Genomic DNA, 17,705 nt, shown 5'->3' on the forward strand with positions numbered 1-17,705 from the left:
TTTAAGGTAAATCTTTTAAAGCAATCAATTCGGGATTTTCGTTTTCGCCTTCAAGTTCGGATATTTCTTTAAGTAAACTCTTCGATTTTGAAGAAAGCTTTGTAGGAATTTGCACTTGAATTTGAATATAAAGGTCTCCCTTTCTGCCTATCCCCGTAGGAACACCCTCGCCTTTTACCCTCAAAAGCTTTCCGTTTTGAACTCCTGAAGGAATTTTTACCTTTATAGTTTTTCCGTCAAGGGACTTTATATTTACCTCTCCGCCCAATACTGCCTGTGTCATCGAAATAGGCACGGCGCAATAAAGATCTTCGCCGTTTCTTTCAAAATGAGGATGGCTTTGTACAAAGATAAATACAAATAAATCTCCGTACTCTCCGCCGGCCTGTCCTGCATTTCCTTGACGCGGAATAGTTATGCGTTTTCCGTTTTCAACACCCGGAGGAATCGTTACAATAATACGTTGTTTTTTACGCTCAATACCCGAACCGCCGCATTTTGTACAGGGTTTTTCTATTATGGAGCCCTCTCCTCCGCAGCGCGGACATGTAGAAGCAATAGAAAAAAAACCGGTACTTCTGCGTACCTGTCCCGTACCCTTACAATCGGGGCACATCTTACGTCCGCTGCCTCCCTCGCTTCCCGAGCCGCCGCATTGAGTACATTTTTCATTACGCGTATAACTTAACTCAGCTTTTTTCCCGTAAACGGCATCTACAAAGGAAATTTGAAGGTCATAGCGCAAATTGGAACCTCGTGCGGGCCCAGAATGTCTTCCGCCGAAACCCGACGAAGAAAAACCTCCGCCTCCGAAAAGGTTTTCAAAAAAGTCCGAAAAACCTCCGCCTCCGAAAATATCTTCAAATCCCTGAAATATGGAAGAATCAAAACCGCCTGCGCCGGCCATTCCGTCAACGCCCGCATGTCCGTACTGGTCATACATACCGCGCTTTTTTTCATCGATAAGAATTTCATACGCTTCGGTAGCTTCTTTAAATTTATCCTCGGCTTCTTTATTTCCGGGATTTTTATCGGGGTGATATTTAATAGCCAATTTTCTATAGGCTTTTTTAATTTCATCATTGGAGGCGTTTTTTTCCACGCCCAAAACTTCATAATAATCTCTTTTAGATGACGGCACCGGTTTCTCCAAAATAAAAAATTTAATATGCTTTATAAAGCACTTTATAAAATCGGCACCGAATTATCTTGCCGGGAAGCAAAGGATTATTCAGTGCCTAAATTAAGCGGAAAGACTTTAAAATACAAAGGCTGTCCGCCGGTTAAAAGTTTTAAAAACCCTTCTTTATATTAAATAGGGTTTTACCGCTTATTTATCGTTTTCATCGTGTACAACTTCATAATCGACATCATCGGCAGTACCGCTTCCGTTAGCTGAAGAACCTGCATTAGTATCGCCGCCTTGAGCGCCGCTTCCGGGTTGAGCTCCGCCAGCACCCGCATTAGGTCCCTGCTGTTTATACATTTCTTCCGCAATCTTATAAGCAGCCTGCTGTAAAGCTTCGGTTTTTGCCTTAATATCGGCAGTGTCATCGGTGGAAACCGCTTGGCGAAGAGCCGCAATGGAGTCCTCAATTTTTTGTTTATCGGCGGCATTTATTTTATCGCCCATTTCTTTCATTGTTTTTTCGGTTTGATAAATTAAAGAATCGGCGTTGTTTTTAGCTTCAACCTTTTCCTTTTCCAATTTATCACTTGCCGCATTGGCTTCGGCTTCTTTAACCATTCTGTCGATTTCGCTTTCGCTTAAGCCGCTTGAGCTTTCAATACGTATATGCTGTTCCTTTCCGGTACCCAAATCCTTTGCCGAAACGTGAACAATTCCGTTTGCGTCAATGTCAAAGGTAACTTCAATTTGCGGCACTCCGCGCGGTGCCGGAGGAATACCGACAAGGTCGAAATTGCCGAGCGTTCGGTTTTGATTTGCCATTCCGCGTTCTCCCTGCAAAACATGAATGGAAACAGCCGTTTGTCCGTCAGCCGCAGTGGAAAATACCTGACTTTTTCTCGTAGGAATTGTCGTATTTCTGTTGATAAGAGGTGTAAAGACGCCGCCCATTGTTTCAATACCCAAAGAAAGAGGAGTAACATCAAGAAGGAGAACATCTTTTACGTCTCCGCCCAAAATACCGCCTTGAATTGCGGCACCCATAGCTACGGCTTCGTCGGGGTTTACACTCTTTGAACCTTCTTTTCCGAAAATTTCTTTTATAATTTGAAGAACCTTCGGCATTCTTGTAGACCCGCCTACCAAAAGAATATCGTCTATTTTATCCGGAGTAAGACCTGCATCTTTTAAGGCTTTTCGGCAAGGTTCCTTTGTTCTCTCGAATAGGTCTTCAGTCATTTGCTCAAACTTGGCCCGAGATAAACTCTTTTGCAAGTGCTTAGGCCCGTTAGCATCCGCAGTAATAAAAGGAAGATTGATATCGGCATTTGCAACGGAAGAAAGTTCTATTTTCGCTTTTTCGGCAGCTTCACGTAAACGCTGTAAGGCCATTCTGTCTTTCGATAAATCTATCCCGGTGTCCTTTTTAAATTCGTCTACAAGCCAAGTTACTATGCGATTATCAAAATCGTCTCCGCCCAAGTGAGTATCTCCGTTTGTCGATTTTACTTCAAAGACACCGTCGCCCAATTCCAAAATTGAAATATCAAAGGTTCCGCCTCCCAAATCGTATACGGCAATTGTTTTTTCTTTTTTAGAATCCTTATTAAAACCGAAAGCCAAAGAGGCTGCCGTAGGTTCATTTATAATACGCTTTACGTCCAAACCGGCAATTTTTCCGGCGTCTTTTGTAGCTTGACGTTGTGCGTCGTTAAAATAAGCGGGAACGGTAATAACCGCTTCCGTTACGGTTTCGCCCAAATAATCTTCCGCAGTTTTTTTCATTTTTTGTAAAATAAAGGCGGAAATTTCCTGTGTGGAATAATGCTTTCCGTCGATATCGATTCTGACATCATCGCCTTGCGGGATAATTTTATACGGAACCCGTTTTAACTCTTCCGTAAGTTCATTATAGCGGTGTCCGATAAAACGTTTTACCGAATAAACCGTGCGGTCGGGGTTTGTAATCATCTGGTTTTTTGCGGGCTGTCCTACAACGCGCTCGTCTTTTGAAGTAAAACCTACAATGGACGGAGTCGTTCTTCCGCCTTCGGAGTTTTGGATAACTACCGGCTCTCCGCCTTCCATAACTGAAACACAAGAGTTCGTCGTTCCCAAGTCAATACCTATAATCTTTCCCATATTAAAATTCTCCTATCTTATTGTTCGTTTTGTTTATCGACGGTCGAGTTTTCTTCCGCCGTTTTATCCTGCCCTTCCGCAGGCATTAACACCATTACCTTACTGGAACGTATTACCCGTTCCTTAAGCTTATACCCCTTTTGAAGCTCCTCGCCTACAACCGCTTCTTTTACATCCGGCGATTGAATCATCGATACCGCTTCGTGAATGTTAGGGTCGAATTTTTCACCTTTAGCGGGGTAATATAACAGCCCGTATTTCGAGCTTAACATAGACGTCATTTGATTTTTTATCATCATAACGCCTTCCAAAAAAGCATTTTCGCTTCCGTCCGCTTTTTGAACCTTATCCCCGTTTAAAGATGCTTTACCGGCATCGATTGCACGGTCAAAATCATCTAAAACTTGAATTAAATCCAACAGCAGATTAGTGTTCGCATAATCGATAGCTTCCTGCTTTTCTCTAATCATACGCTTTCGGTAATTGTCGAAATCGGCAGCCTTTCTTAAATACTGGTCCTGCCAATCTTTACACTTCGTTTCAAGTTCCGCAAGTTTCGCGGAAAGCTCGAAAGCCTCAACATTTTCCGATTTTGTTTTTTCACCGTCTTCCGTATGGGAAGAGGTGTGTACTTCCCGATGAACCTCGGAAGAAGAGGCGTCCTTCCGTTTGCAGTCATCACCGCATTGTTCATCTTTCTCTGCGGAAGAGCCCTTTTTAAGTTCCTCACCCTTGCAAGGCTCTGTTTTTTTTGAATGCTTTTCCGCATGTTTTTCGTGGTTCTTGCTCACCTTAAACTCCAAATACTGTTCTAACTTTTTAATATATCTTAAATACAAGATAATAACAGATAAAAAAACGGTCAAGAGGTTTTAGATAAAAAAGTAATAATTTCGATAATTTTAAAAATATTTATTCCGACAAACCTCTTGCAACATAAAGATTTTAATAAGTTTTTATTTTTGTGTCATTTAACAATTTTTCAATATTGTTTATACAAATTTCAAGATACCGTTCAGGCACCTCGGAATTTTTCCATGGACAGGTAAGAGAACTTGAACTGTTTATTCTTACCAGACGTAAATCATATCCCGCATTTTCTAAAATGGAAATTACCTCTTTCGCACTTCCGCCCTGAGAGCCGACTCCCGGAATAAGAAGAGGCACATTGCCTTTTTTTGCATAAATTTTTGCAATTGCCGCTAACTCTTCCGTACCCGTAGCTCCCACAACGGCACCGGCTCCCGCATATTTTTCGGCATATTCGGCAATTTTTTCCGCAGTCTTTTCGTAAAGAAATCGGGAAGAACTTAACTTTAAATTTTGAAAATCCGCAGCACCGCCGTTACTTGTTCTGTTTAAAATATATGCACCGTATCCCGAATACCTTTCCGACATAAACGGAAAAACCGAATCGCTTCCCATATACGGGCTTACAGTAACCGCGTCCGCTTTCCAACAATCGAAGGCTTCAATTGCATAGTTTAAACTTGAGCGGGCAATATCGCCCCGCTTGGAATCAAGAATTACGGGAATTCCTTTAAACTCTTTTTCAAGTATATCCATAATTTCGGAAAGAGCAGCCGAACCGTCAAAATTATTTTCTCTCGGCTTATCCGATGCGGTATAGTAGCCTATATTAGGTTTAAATGCCGCAGGATAAAGTTTTTTTTCTTTCATAGATAAAAAAAGCTCTTTAAAAAAACAGGTTATATCTTTTTTTATATTTCCGGTTTTATTGGGAATAAACTCTATTTGCGGGTCAAGCCCCATACAGGCACAATTACCCGTTTTTTCGGCTGAGGTTTTTAACAACTCAAGATAGTTCATATATAAAGTATTATTTTAACGAAAATTTAAAATTATGTCAATCGAAGGCGTTTTTTATTTTACAAACCGTCTTTTTAAGCACTACCCAAATACTTTAAAATATGTTAAGATAAACAAATAAGGAAAAGGATATGGAAACCAAAACGGATAAAAGCTCGGTTTACAGTGCTTCAGGCGTGAATATAGACGCGGGAAACGAAGCGGTAAGGTTAATGAGTTCCGCAGTAAAATCGACTTATACGAATCAAGTGCTTTCGGAACTGGGTTCTTTCGGAGGACTTTTTTCCGCTGCGGAGCTGTTAAAAATGAATAAACCTGTTTTAGTAGGTTCTACCGACGGTGTAGGCACAAAGGTTAAAATAGCGGCTCAGGCGGGAATATACGACACTATCGGGCAGGATATAGTAAATCATTGCATAGACGATATTCTTGTACAGGGAGCGAAACCTCTTTTCTTTTTGGATTATGTTGCAAGCTCGAAGTTAAATCCCAAAATGATTGCCGATATAGTGGGCGGAATGGCAAAGGCGTGCAGGGAATCCGGGTGTGCCCTGATAGGAGGGGAAACCGCGGAAATGCCCGGAGTCTATATGGAAGGAGAATTCGATATTGCAGGGACAATTACCGGGGTTGTAGAACAGGATAAAATTCTTCCTAAAAAAAATATTCAAGCAGGAGATGTTTTAATAGGTTTAAAATCTCACAGCCCTCATACAAACGGTTACTCTCTTATACGCAAGGCTTTTAAGGATATCGATTTAAATACTGTTTATCCGGAATTGGGTAAGCCCCTTTTTGAAGTTTTACTTACTCCTCACCGCTCTTATTTAAATATCATTTATCCCATTTTACAAGAACACCCGGAAATTATAAAAGCTCTCGCTCATATTACAGGCGGCGGTTTTCTCGAAAATATTCCGCGTGTTACCGGAGACGGCTTTATAATAAAGGTGAAAAAAAACGCTTGGCCTGTTCCGCCTCTTTATCCTCTTATTCAAAAATTAACGGGTGCCCTTGAAGATGAAATGTACAGAATTTTTAACATGGGTATAGGAATGATTGCAATAGTTTCACCGGAAAACGTACATTCCTATCAGAGTCTTGTAGGCGAAGAATCTTGGGTTATAGGCGAAATTAAAAACGCTTCAAACCGGCATGAAAAAACAATTACGGTTTTAGAATAAATATGGCTGCAAAGGTTTGTCTTGTTTTAACCGAAAAAACAATCGAAAAAAATCTTTCGGTATTGGAAAAGCATAGGGCTTATATAGACATGGCGGAATTAAGAGCCGACTGTTTAAACCAAAGTGAAATCCTGTATTTACGTAAATTTCCTGAACGGGCAAAGATTCCTTCCATTCTTACGGTGCGCAGAAAAGCCGACGGAGGTTTTTTTACGGGTGGAGAAGGAGCGAGAATGACTATCTTTGCCCGAGGTTTGGCGTTTGCCAGTTCGGATACGGAAAAAAAATTTGCATACCTCGATTTGGAAGGCGATTTTCAAGCTTCGGGAATTGAAGAAGCGGCAAGAGCTTTGGATATAAAAATTATAAGAAGTATGCACAGCAAAACTCCGATAAAAGACATTGTAAAAACCGTAAACGGATTAAGACAAACCTCAGGCGATATTCCCAAACTTGCCTTTAGGGCGGCCTCTTTACACGAGGCGGCGGAAGTTTTTAAAGCCTCAAAAAAAATTGAAGAACCTTTTATTATAAGCGTAATGGGTTTTTTCGGAACACCTGTACGGATTCTTTCAACTAAAATCAATTCGGAAATTGTTTATACCTTTACACAGGAGTACATAAAAAAACACTCGCTTGAAAAAGAGCTTATTGAGCCTGAAACCCTTCAGTCTTTGTACAGGTTTAAAAATATAGATGAGGATACGAAAATTTTCGGAGTTATAGGAAAAGACGTTAATGGAAGTCTGAGCCCCCAGCTTCACAATAAAGAATTTGCAAAACAAAATATAAACGCCGTTTATGTTCCCATTTCGGCGGATAATGCAAAAGAAGCTTTGGAGTTTGCCGAAGCGGCAAACATTCAGGGGCTGTCTGTAACGGCACCTTTTAAAACCGATGTTATTTCCGAAATAAATTCCGTAAGTAACGACTCAAAATCGATAGGAGCGGTAAACACTCTTTTATTGCAAAATAAAAAATGGACAGGATATAATACCGATGTGGACGGCTTCAGACAAGCCTTATTGGAGTTTTTAGACGGAGATAAATTAAATCACTATAAAATTGCAATTATAGGAGCCGGAGGAGCCGCCAAGGCCGCAGCTCATGTTATAAAGTCGTTAAACGGAAAGGCGTGCATTTTTAACCGCACCGCAGAAAGAGCTCAAACACTTGCAGAGCAATACCGCTTTAAATGGGCTCTTCTTGACCCGATAAATATAAAACAGCTTTATTCCTACTCCGATTTAATTATTCAAACTACGGTTGCGGGTATGGAGCCGGATATAGAAACCGACCCTTTAAGTTTTTATACGTTTAAAGGGAAAGAAAAAATATTCGATTTAATTTACAGACCGGAAACTACAAAACTCCTAAAGAGGGCAAGGGCGGCAGGCTGCGAGGTTTGCAACGGTTATAAAATGCTTGAGTATCAGGCACATCACCAATTTAAATTATTTACAGGAAAAGAATATGAAAAAAACAATCAGTATTGAAGAACAGAAAATTCTTGCCGCAAGAAGTGCGGTAGATACTCTTTTTTCGGAAAAGAAAATATTTGACGGAATAAAGATAGGACTTGGAACGGGGTCAACGGCAATACCTGCAGTGCGCCGCATTGCGGAACTTTTAAATGAAGGAAAACTTAAAAATATTTTTGCAGTTCCTACAAGTTTTCAAACTTCAATAGAATGCGAAAATTTAGGCATTCCCGTTTATTCTTTAAGCTCAAAAAAAATAAAAGGAGAACTTGATTTAACGATTGACGGAGCTGACGAAATCGACTGTGAAAAAAATTTAATAAAAGGAGGAGGCGCGGCTCTTCTTCTTGAAAAAATAATTGCATATAATTCAAAGAAATTAGTTATAGTTGCAGATGAAAGAAAAAAGCTAAATTCACTCGGAACATGTTTTCCTCTGCCGGTAGAAATCATTCCGGAAGCAAGATTGAGCATAACAAAACTTTTAGAAAAAAAAGGAATAAGCGTTGTTTTACGTGAAGGCATAAAAAAAAATGGGCCCTGTAATAACCGATAAGGGAAATTTTATTTTAGATATAAAATGGAGTAAAAACGATTTACCGGAACCTAAAAAAGCGGAAATCGAATTAAATAAAATTGTGGAAAACGGCTTTTTTACAAAAAATAAACCTCGTATCTTTATTGCACGAGCTGACGGAACGGTTATTGACTTATAATAAAAACCGTAATGCATTAAAATACATAAACCGTTTATTTTTATTTTAATATAACATTACACGGGAAAAAATTATGAATAACAAGGTAAATTCAATTTTGGAAAACGGAAATTGGTATCCTCAAAATAAGTTATGTTTGGAAGCCCTAATAAAAGAAAAAGCTTTTTCGGATAATTACGCGGTTTTCGATTGGGACTATACTTGTATTTTTTACGATACACAGGATAATTTATTTATATATCAATTGGAAAATCTTTGCTTTAATTTAACTCCGGAAAACTTTTCAAAAACAATCAGAGCCGGGATTCCGCAAAATATTCCCCTTAAACATTGTGTAAATCTTCATGGGAAACAATTAAAGGCTTGTGAACTTTCGGAAGACTTGGACAGAGACTATGAGTTTCTTTATAAAAATTATAAAGGTTTAGCCGGAAACAAACCTCTTATAGAAGTTACCTCTACCGAAGAATACATAGACTTTAAAGCTAAAATGATTTTTTTAATGCGCGGAGCCGCTCCCGCTTGCGGAGTGGATATTGCCCAATCGGTAAGTACGGGAATGACTATAAAAGAATTGGAAGCTCTTACGGGAAAGGCTATAGATAAAGGCCTTTCCGATAAAATTAAAGAGTATACGGTGTTTTCAAGTGAAAAATTAACCGGTAAATCGGGCCGCATTCAAACCGTATACAGAAAAGGAATCCGCGCTCAGACTGAAATAAAAAACTTAATTAAAGTATTAAACGAACACGGTATTGAACCTTACATTTGCTCCGCTTCACAGGAAGATAATGTGCGCGTCTTCGCATCAAACCCTAAATACGGATATAATGTAAAATCCGAGAATGTTTTCGGAAGACGCAGACTTTTAGATAACTTTAAAAAACTTACATGCGAAAATGACAGTTCAATTCCGGCAACACGGAAAGAAGGTAAGGCCGAAGCAATAAAAAAAGTAATAAGAAGTAAACACGGTAACAAGCCTCCCGTACTTATTGCGGGAGACGGAGACGGTGATTTTTTTATGATGAGCGAATTTAAAAATGATGCCGTTATCTTATTATTTAACCGCAAGCCTAAACCCGAAACAATGATTTATCCCTTTTTAATTAAAGGGCTTGAACAAAGAAAAAATAAAACTATAAGTTTAGAGGGTACGGTTTTAGTCCAAAACAGAAATGACGCCACGGGAGAGTTTTCTCCGGAATAGAATTTATAAGTTATTTTTTCTTTATCTTTTTAAAATTTATTATTTAAATCGGAAATACCGTACATATAGATGATATGGAAAAGGCGGTTAATCTTATTTTAAACTATTTACAAAGCCTATAAAAAACATCTCCGCTTGAAATTTAGATTTCAAGCGGAGATATATAATTTTAAAACTATTTTTCAATCAGTTCCGCAAGTTTTTCCGCAGTAAAACCTAAATGTTCGGCAACTTTGCTTCCAGGGGCGGAAGTTCCGAATTGCTCAATCGAAAAATTATCGCATTTACACTTAGTCCAGCCTTCCCAGCCTTGACGTATTCCGGCTTCCGCGGTAATAATTCTGATATCTTTTTTACAACCGCCCAAAACCGAATGAATCGTATCTTTACAGGAATTTTCAAAAAGCTCTTTTGAAGGCACCGATACAACCCTTACCTTTTTGCCGTTTACAAGACTTGCAGCTTTTACCGCAGTGCTTACTTCGGAACCCGTAGCCAGTACGGTAATATCCGGTACACCTTGAACGTCTTTTATTATATATGCGCCGTTTTTAAAATGTTCACGCCAAGCCGAATCGGCTTTTTCCAAGACGGGTAAATTCTGTCGGCTTAAAATTAAACATACGGGGCCGTCAGTATGTTGAAGAGCCAAAGCCCACGCTTCTCCCGTTTCTTCCGCGTCGGCAGGACGTAAAACCAAAACATTCGGAATTGCTCTTAAAGAAGCAAGCAGCTCTACAGGCTGGTGGGTCGGGCCGTCTTCCCCTACATAAACCGAATCGTGAGTAAGAACGAAAATAGAAGGAAGTTTCATAAGAGCTGCAAGCCTTAATGAAGGTCTAAGATAATCTGCAAAGACTAAAAAAGTAGCACAAAACGCTCTAAAGCCTCCGTGAAGCTGAATGCCGTTCGTAATTGTGCCCATTGCAAATTCCCTTATGCCGTAGCGTAAATACCTGCCTTGAGGAGTTTCGTCCGTAAATGAAGGAATTCCGTCTAAACCTACGGCGTTAGGCCCTTCCAAATCGGCGGAGCCTCCTACAAGGTTTGTAAGAGTTTTTGCAAATTCGTTTAAAACTTTTTTTGAAGCCGAGCGTGTTGCAACCGCCTCTTCCTTTTTAAACTGCGGCAAAACAACGCTTTTAATAAGCTCTTTTGAAATTCCGCCCTTAGAAAAAAACATATCCCATTCTTTTCTTTTTTCGGGATATTTACAACTCCATTGCTCAAAAGTGTTATTCCATTCATTTTCGGCACGGGATAATTCTTCCCGTCTTTTTTTAAAGAACGAGTAAGCTTCTTCAAAGACGAAAAATTCTTTTGAAGGGTCAAGTCCTAAATTCTTTTTAGCTTCCGTAATTCCGTCTTTTCCTAAAGGAGCACCGTGAGCCTTGTTTTTTCCCGCAACGGTAGGAGCGCCCTGCCCTATTACGGATTTAAGCATAATAAGAGTCGGCCGCTCATCTTTTTTCGCTTCGGCGGTAAGATGTTCGATATCCTCATAAGAATACATTGAGCCTTGCAAAACCTGCCAGCCGTAAGCCTTATAACGCGCTGCAATATCTTCCGTAAAAGTTATATCGGTAGAACCGTCTATTGTAATTTTATTTTCGTCGTAATAAACAATTAATTTTCCCAGTTTTAAATGCCCCGCCAAACTTGAAGCTTCCGAAGCGACACCTTCCATTAGGCAGCCTTCCCCTACAAGTACATAAGTATAATGGTCTACGATTTTATAACCGTCTTCATTAAATTCGGATGCAAGCATTTTTTCGGCAATTGCCATACCTACGGCAGTTGCAATACCCTGCCCCAGGGGACCTGTTGTAGTTTCCACTCCGGGAGTATCTCCGTATTCAGGGTGCCCCGGACATTTCGAGCCAAGCTGTCTAAAACTTTTAATATCTTCAAGCGAAACATCATAACCTGAAATATGCAAGATTGAATATAAAAGCATAGAGCCGTGTCCGGCAGATAAAACAAAGCGGTCTCTATCCTTCCATTCGGGATTTAATGGATTATGTTTTAAAATTTTTCCGTAAAGAGAAGCTGCAAGCTCGGCAGCTCCGAGAGGCAAGCCGGGGTGTCCCGAATTCGCTTTTTCGATTGCGTCCATCGAAAGACTTCTAATTGAAAGAGCAACGGCATCAAGCTCGTTTTTCATAAAATACCTCCAAGGTGTTGTATTTAATCGTTTTTTTAAGGCATTAAGCCGGTAAGTATTCCCGCAGCGGATTTTAGCATAATAGAATTTTTTTTTCAATACCGGGCTTCCGAATGTTTAAACTTGAAGTAAGGCCTTTAAATGAGTTTAAGGATAATCAAAACTTAATTCCCCAGAATAGTAAACGGTTCACCCTTTTTCGGTTTCTATTATAACGGCCCCTTTTTCCGTAATGCCGGTTAAAACACCCTCTACAGGTATATCGGCATTTTGTCCTTGCATAAATTTAACCGTTTCGTTTTTTTTCCATAATTTTCCGTTTACCTTGTTATGCCAATCTTCCATATTTAAAACGGAATATAAGGTTTTTAAATAACATTTAATAAATTGCTCTACGCTAGGAGCCTTTCCTGCAGCCGAAGCAATTGAAACGGCCCTATTTTTAATATCTTCGGAAAATTCCTTTTGAAGAATATTAACTCCCGTACCTGCCAATAAACAGCCCTTATAAGTCTCGCATAAAATACCGGCAGCTTTTTTTCCGTTTATTAAAATATCATTGGGCCATTTTATTGCGGTTTTAAGTTCTTTCGGCAAAAATATGTCGGCAGTTAAAGCTACGGCAAGCCCTATTTTAAGAGGCACAGAAGTTTCAAAATTTTGTTTAAGCAATACCGTTCCCAGAAGATTTTCGTTAAAATTTGAATACCAAACCCTGCCCTTTAATCTGCCTCGTCCCTCACTCTGTTCTCCCGCATAAATAAAGGTTCCGAACGGAGCCCCTTTATCAACAAGAGTTTTCGCATCATTCATAGTAGAACAAGTTCTTTCAATATAATAAACGGGTGCGTCAAAAATATTTTTAATATCGGCTTGTTTATACATCGTCCTATTCGGAAAAACAGCCTACGGCATGTATTTTTTTCTTTCGGTATTTTACCAATACAGAAGGGTCCCGCTTACATAAATCGGTTATATCATGCAATATTTGAGAACGCATTGCTTCCGCCGTTTTTTGCGGGTCCGTATGTGCTCCTTCTTCAGGTTCATCTATTACCCCGTTAATCATTTTTAAACCTAAAACTTCACGGCTTGTGATTTTAAGCATTACGGCCGCATCTTTTGCCCTGCTTGAATCGCGCAATAAAATGGAAGCACAGCCTTCGGGAGATATAACCGAAAAAATGGAGTTTTCAAGCATATAGATTTTATCTCCTACACCTATCCCCAATGCTCCGCCCGAACCGCCTTCTCCTATAATAAAACAAATAACAGGGGTTTTTACACGGCTTAACTCTCGTAAATTTACCGCAATGGCTTCTCCTATACCGCGTTCTTCAGCCCCGAGTCCGGGGTATGCTCCTTGGGTATCAATGAAGCTTACTATGGGCCTACGGAATTTTTCAGCCTGTTTTATAAGCCTAAGAGCCTTTCTGTAGCCTTCGGGATTCGCCATGCCGCCGTTTCTTTCAATGGTTTCTCTCAAGTTTTTTCCCTTTTGGTTTCCGACAACGGTAACGGGTATTCCTTCGATAAATCCTATTCCTCCTATCAAGGCGGGGTCGTCCCCGAAAAAGCGGTCTCCGTGCAATTCGATAAAATCATCAAATATCATATCGATATAATCAAGGGCGCGCGGACGGTCGCTGTTTCGTGCAAGTTCCACTCTTTTCCATGTTTTAGAGGCAGAAGAACAATTTTGAAATTTTTCGTTTATTTGCTTCAGCTCTCCGCTTATATCAAGGCCGTATTTATCCGCAATATCCTGAAGTTCGTTTAATAATTCTTTTTGCTCTATTTGATTTTTCTCTTTTTTAGCCATAGTTATTATCTCCTATTTTTGCATTTTTATAAGGTACAACCTTAAAAAGGCATAAAATTAAGTCAAGCCCGGTAATTTTTCAATTACACAGATTGATGATTTTTATTTTATTCCGGCGGATTTTTTCCCGACCGGACTTTTTGTATGAGCGTCAATCATAAGTGCAAAAAAATGTTTTTGCTCGGAACGCGGGACAATACAATCTACAAAACCTTTTTTCAGTTGAAATTCCGCACGCTGAAAACCTTCAGGTAGCTGCTGGCGTATCGTTCCCTCTATAACGCGCGGTCCTGCAAAACCGATAAGAGCATTGGGTTCCGCGGCAATGACATCTCCCAGCATGGCAAAACTTGCGGTAACACCCCCGGTGGTAGGATCGCAGAGCATTATAAAAAGCGGTACACCCTTATCGTCCAATTCCGCAGCGGCACTTGAAGTTTTAGCCATTTGCATAAGAGAAAAAAGACCTTCCTGCATACGGGCACCGCCCGATGTAGTATAAATAATGACGGGAATTTTTTCTTCAGCCCCTTTCAACATAAGACGTGAAATTTTTTCTCCTACAACGGAGCCCATTGAGCCTCCCATAAAATCGAAGGACATTACTGCAAGCAGGGCTTCCCTTCCCTCTATTTTGCACAGTCCGGTAACTACGGCTTCGTTCATAGAAGTTTTTGCTTCCGCTGCGGAAACTTTCTCTTCATATCCTGCCATTTGTATCGGATTTTTTGTTTTTAGAGTTTTATATAATTCTTCAAATGAATTTTCATCCGCCAAATAGGCTATTCTGCCGGCGGCATCTATCCGCAAATGGTATCCGCAATTCGGGCAAACCATTAAATCGGCGGCGAGAGTTTCCGGGTCATATTGTGTTTTACAATGAGGACAGTCCATTATTTTTCTCCTGTATTAAATAGTTGCTCATATAATCCGGTACCGAAGGTACCCGATTGAAATTGAGACGAATTTAAGATAAATTTTTGCTCTTCAATATTGGTTTGTATTCCTTCTATTTGTAATTCGTCAAGAGCACATAAGAGTTTTTTTATTGCAAGTTTTCTGTTTTCATCATGAACGATGAGTTTAGCCGTCATGGAATCATAAAACGGAACAACCGTATATCCTTGGTACAAAAAGCTGTCGAATCTTATTCCGTTGCCGCCCGGGACATGCAGCTTTTTAATAAGCCCCGGAGTGCGGGCATTTATACGGGCTTCAATTGCCCAGCCCTTTACGGGTAAAATACCGGACGGAAAATTCATTTTTCCTCCCGTACATACGTTAATCTGTTCTCGTATAATATCCGTGCCTGTTATCATTTCGGATACGGGGTGTTCCACTTGAATACGGGCGTTTACTTCCATAAAATAAAAATCTTTACCGGAAACAAGGAATTCTATTGTTCCCGCTCCGCAATATTTAAGTGAAGAAAAAAGTTTTTGAGCACCCTTACACATTGCGCCGCGCATTTCTTCGGTAACGGCGGGAGAAGGACTTTCTTCTATTAACTTTTGGTGATTACGCTGTACGGAACAATCCCTCTCTCCTAAAACGGCTACACAGCCCTTTCCGTCGCCTACAATTTGTAATTCTACATGCCGGGGGTCGCAGAGGTATTTTTCGATATATACGGTTCCGTCGGCAAAATTTGCCAACGCTTCCGAAGAGGCTATGGTAAAGTTTTCAGCCAAATCCTCTTCTTTCCAAACTACGCGCATTCCCTTTCCTCCGCCTCCCGAAGCGGCTTTTATTATAACGGGATAACCGCATTTTTTTGCCGTTTCGGCGGCTTGGGCGGCATTTTTTATAGCGCCTTTAGAGCCGGGCGTTATAGGTAGACCGCTTTTTTCCGCAGTTTCGCGAGCTCTTACCTTATCACCGAGCATTTCTATAGTATCCGGTTCAGGCCCTATCCACAACATACCGGCTTTTATAACCTCACGAGCAAAATCGGCATTTTCGGATAAAAATCCTACGCCGGGGTGTACTGCATCGCAGCCCGTACAAAGCGCCGCCGTAATAAGGGCTTCTTTATTCAGATAGCTTTTCGCCGAAGGTGCAGGCCCTATACAAACCGCTTGGTCCGCCAATTTTACATGAAGACATTCTTTATCCGCCGAAGAATATACCGCTACGGTCTTTATTCCCATTTCGCGGCAAGAGCGGATAATACGTACCGCAATTTCACTGCGGTTTGCAATAAACATTTTTTGTATCATTATTCTATCCTGATAACAAAAAGAGGCTGGTCGAATTCAACTAAATCGCCGTTTGCAACAAGAATATCTTCTATAATTCCGTTATATTCGCACTCCAAGGTGTTCATCATTTTCATAGCTTCCAAAATACACAAGGGCTGCCCCTTGGATACTTTTCCGCCTTTTTCAACATAGGCCGGAGCGTCCGGAGAAGGAGAGCGGTAAAATGAGCCTACAATCGGGCTTTTTACCGTAACAAGCTCTTTGGAAGTATCGCCGCTTATTCCGCTTTCCGTTTTAACTCGGTTTTCGGAAGACGCTAACCCGCTTACAGCGGAAGGATTTTGAACTTGCTCCGTAATGCTTGTCTGCTGTAAAACAGGCTGAGTTTGAATATATTGCAAGGGGTTTTGTAATCCCTGTATATTTTGCCTGTAGGCTTCTTCTTTTTTAAGCGTTAACTCGGCCTCTCCGTTTTTTATATGTAAAAATACCGAGGGACTTTTTTCAAAGCGGTCAATTAAATTTAAAATAAATTCTTCTTTCATATTTATACCTTACCTTATTCGTATCCCGTCTTTGTCAGGAAACTTCAGTTTAATTTCAGGAATTTGTTTTAAATTCCGTCACAACGTTCAACATCGCAGTCATAGTCTATACCATCAATGTCAAAACCGTTTGCCGCTAAAAAGTCGTGTCTGTATCCTGCCAAGTCGGTTAAAGTTTCGCTGTTATCATCGGTAACTTTTTCCATTATCTTATCAACGGCAGCCTGTACTTCATCGTCCAATTCCCAATCATCTATACGTATACGGTTTTCGCCGTCTACAGGTATTTTACCGTCTTTAGTATATAGCCTTTCGCTGAAAAGCCTGTTTATCTGTTCTATACAACCTTCGTGGTTTCCTTTTTCTTTCATTACTTTAAAAAGACTTGCCAAGTATAAAGGAATAACAGGAATTACGGCACTTGCACGGGTAACCAACCCCTTATTTACGGAAACAAAGGCTTTTCCGTTAAAAGTTTTCATCTTATCGTTAAGAATATGCGCCGTTTTTTCAAGATGTTCTTTCGCCTTACCTATAGTTCCTTTTCTGTAAAGAGCCTGAGTGGCTTCAGGACCTATATAAGAATATGCCGCCGTAATACAGCCTTCCGCAAGAACACCGGCTTCGGAAAGTTGTTCTATCCAGCGCTGCCAATCTTCTCCGCCCATAACTTTTACCGTAGCGGCAGCCTCTTCTTCAGTTGCAGGCTCCGCAGTAATTTCGGAAAGTTTACCTGTAAAAGGGTCAAGGGTTTTTCCGGTAAACGCTTTTCCGAACGGTTTTAATACGGATTTATATGTAACTCCCGTATCGGGGTCGATGCGCAATGGACTTGCCAAACTGTAAATAACCAAATCAAAGTTCATTCCGTGCTCTTTAGCTTTTTTTATAACTTCAGCTTTTACAGCATCGGAAAAGGCGTCTCCTTCTATTGTTATTGAAACCGAGCCTTCAGCCTTTGCAGCGCCGTCAAAGGCAAGATTATTATACCAGCCGGGTGTTCCCCATTTTGTTTCGGAACCGGCTTTTTCAAAAGACACTCCGATTGTAGCGGCTCCGTATCCGAAAGCGGCCGTTATTCTGCTTGCAAGCCCGTATCCGTTTGAGCAGCCTAAAATAAGAGCATTTTTCGGTTTAACCGTTCCTGAGGAAAAATCCGCCGACCTTTTTTTTGTATAAGCTATTTGATGTTCTACAGCTTTTTTACATCCTTTAGGATGAGAGTTTAAACATACGTTTCCGCGTACCATAGGTTTTATAATCATTTTATTTTTCCTTATT

Annotated in this window: 14 protein-coding genes and 1 pseudogene; 4 read left to right on the forward strand and 11 right to left on the reverse strand. The window is 40.4% G+C overall.

The window, feature by feature from the left end:
* Window position 1 precedes the first annotated feature (1 nt).
* The 4 genes from dnaJ to pyrF all read right to left on the reverse strand — a co-directional run bounded on the left by dnaJ (window position 2) and on the right by pyrF (window position 5,101).
* Window positions 2-1,141, reverse strand: coding sequence for a molecular chaperone DnaJ (gene dnaJ / locus DYQ05_RS09535; protein ID WP_020965785.1), 1,140 nt, complete (start codon window positions 1,139-1,141; stop codon window positions 2-4).
* Between the two features lie 189 nt (window positions 1,142-1,330).
* A complete protein-coding gene (dnaK, locus tag DYQ05_RS09540) occupies window positions 1,331-3,271 on the reverse strand; it encodes a molecular chaperone DnaK (RefSeq protein ID WP_206183332.1) in 1,941 nt (646 codons plus the stop codon).
* 17 nt (window positions 3,272-3,288) lie between these two features.
* On the reverse strand, window positions 3,289-4,062 hold the full coding sequence (locus tag DYQ05_RS09545) for a nucleotide exchange factor GrpE (protein WP_206183333.1): 774 nt from the start codon (window positions 4,060-4,062) through the stop codon (window positions 3,289-3,291).
* Between the two features lie 154 nt (window positions 4,063-4,216).
* A complete protein-coding gene (gene pyrF / locus DYQ05_RS09550; protein WP_024466607.1) occupies window positions 4,217-5,101 on the reverse strand; it encodes an orotidine-5'-phosphate decarboxylase in 885 nt (294 codons plus the stop codon).
* Window positions 5,102-5,232: 131 nt separating this feature from the next.
* Here pyrF and purM point away from each other — a divergent pair, with 131 nt between their 5' ends.
* The 4 genes and pseudogenes from purM (at window position 5,233) to DYQ05_RS09570 (ending at window position 9,692) form a co-directional block, all read left to right on the forward strand.
* Window positions 5,233-6,285: a phosphoribosylformylglycinamidine cyclo-ligase gene (purM, locus tag DYQ05_RS09555; protein ID WP_024465305.1), complete on the forward strand. Its 1,053-nt coding sequence runs from the start codon at window positions 5,233-5,235 to the stop codon at window positions 6,283-6,285.
* Window positions 6,286-6,287: 2 nt separating this feature from the next.
* Window positions 6,288-7,781, forward strand: a complete 1,494-nt coding sequence (locus DYQ05_RS09560; RefSeq protein ID WP_206183334.1) for a type I 3-dehydroquinate dehydratase — start codon at window positions 6,288-6,290, stop codon at window positions 7,779-7,781.
* Window positions 7,759-8,482, forward strand: a pseudogene (gene rpiA, locus DYQ05_RS09565) (ribose-5-phosphate isomerase RpiA). Before DYQ05_RS09560 ends, rpiA begins: the two are co-directional and overlap by 23 nt.
* Window positions 8,483-8,555: 73 nt before the next feature.
* A complete protein-coding gene (locus tag DYQ05_RS09570) occupies window positions 8,556-9,692 on the forward strand; it encodes an HAD family hydrolase (RefSeq protein ID WP_194075458.1) in 1,137 nt (378 codons plus the stop codon).
* Between the two features lie 175 nt (window positions 9,693-9,867).
* Here the strand turns inward: DYQ05_RS09570 and tkt are convergent, their stop codons facing one another.
* The 7 genes from tkt to fabV all read right to left on the reverse strand — a co-directional run bounded on the left by tkt (window position 9,868) and on the right by fabV (window position 17,689).
* Window positions 9,868-11,856 carry a transketolase gene (gene tkt, locus DYQ05_RS09575; RefSeq protein ID WP_194075460.1) on the reverse strand — a complete coding sequence of 663 codons (1,989 nt, stop codon included), beginning with the start codon at window positions 11,854-11,856 and terminating at the stop codon, window positions 9,868-9,870.
* A 189-nt stretch (window positions 11,857-12,045) separates the two neighbouring features.
* Window positions 12,046-12,741 carry a biotin--[acetyl-CoA-carboxylase] ligase gene (locus DYQ05_RS09580; RefSeq protein ID WP_206183335.1) on the reverse strand — a complete coding sequence of 232 codons (696 nt, stop codon included), beginning with the start codon at window positions 12,739-12,741 and terminating at the stop codon, window positions 12,046-12,048.
* 4 nt (window positions 12,742-12,745) lie between these two features.
* The gene (locus DYQ05_RS09585) at window positions 12,746-13,678 is read right to left on the reverse strand and encodes an acetyl-CoA carboxylase carboxyltransferase subunit alpha (protein WP_020965796.1); all 933 of its coding nucleotides are present in this window, start codon (window positions 13,676-13,678) and stop codon (window positions 12,746-12,748) included.
* Window positions 13,679-13,780: 102 nt separating this feature from the next.
* Window positions 13,781-14,572, reverse strand: a complete 792-nt coding sequence (accD, locus tag DYQ05_RS09590; RefSeq protein ID WP_024466378.1) for an acetyl-CoA carboxylase, carboxyltransferase subunit beta — start codon at window positions 14,570-14,572, stop codon at window positions 13,781-13,783.
* The gene (locus tag DYQ05_RS09595; RefSeq protein WP_029409720.1) at window positions 14,572-15,897 is read right to left on the reverse strand and encodes an acetyl-CoA carboxylase biotin carboxylase subunit; all 1,326 of its coding nucleotides are present in this window, start codon (window positions 15,895-15,897) and stop codon (window positions 14,572-14,574) included. The genes accD and DYQ05_RS09595 overlap by 1 nt, the downstream gene beginning before the upstream one ends.
* On the reverse strand, window positions 15,897-16,424 hold the full coding sequence (gene accB, locus DYQ05_RS09600) for an acetyl-CoA carboxylase biotin carboxyl carrier protein (RefSeq protein ID WP_206183336.1): 528 nt from the start codon (window positions 16,422-16,424) through the stop codon (window positions 15,897-15,899). Before accB ends, DYQ05_RS09595 begins: the two co-directional genes overlap by 1 nt.
* Window positions 16,425-16,492: 68 nt before the next feature.
* Window positions 16,493-17,689, reverse strand: coding sequence for an enoyl-ACP reductase FabV (gene fabV / locus DYQ05_RS09605; protein WP_206183337.1), 1,197 nt, complete (start codon window positions 17,687-17,689; stop codon window positions 16,493-16,495).
* Window positions 17,690-17,705 lie beyond the last annotated feature (16 nt).

The sequence above is a fragment of the Treponema pedis genome (assembly GCF_017161325.1).
Classification (GTDB): Bacteria; Spirochaetota; Spirochaetia; order Treponematales; family Treponemataceae; genus Treponema_B; species Treponema_B pedis.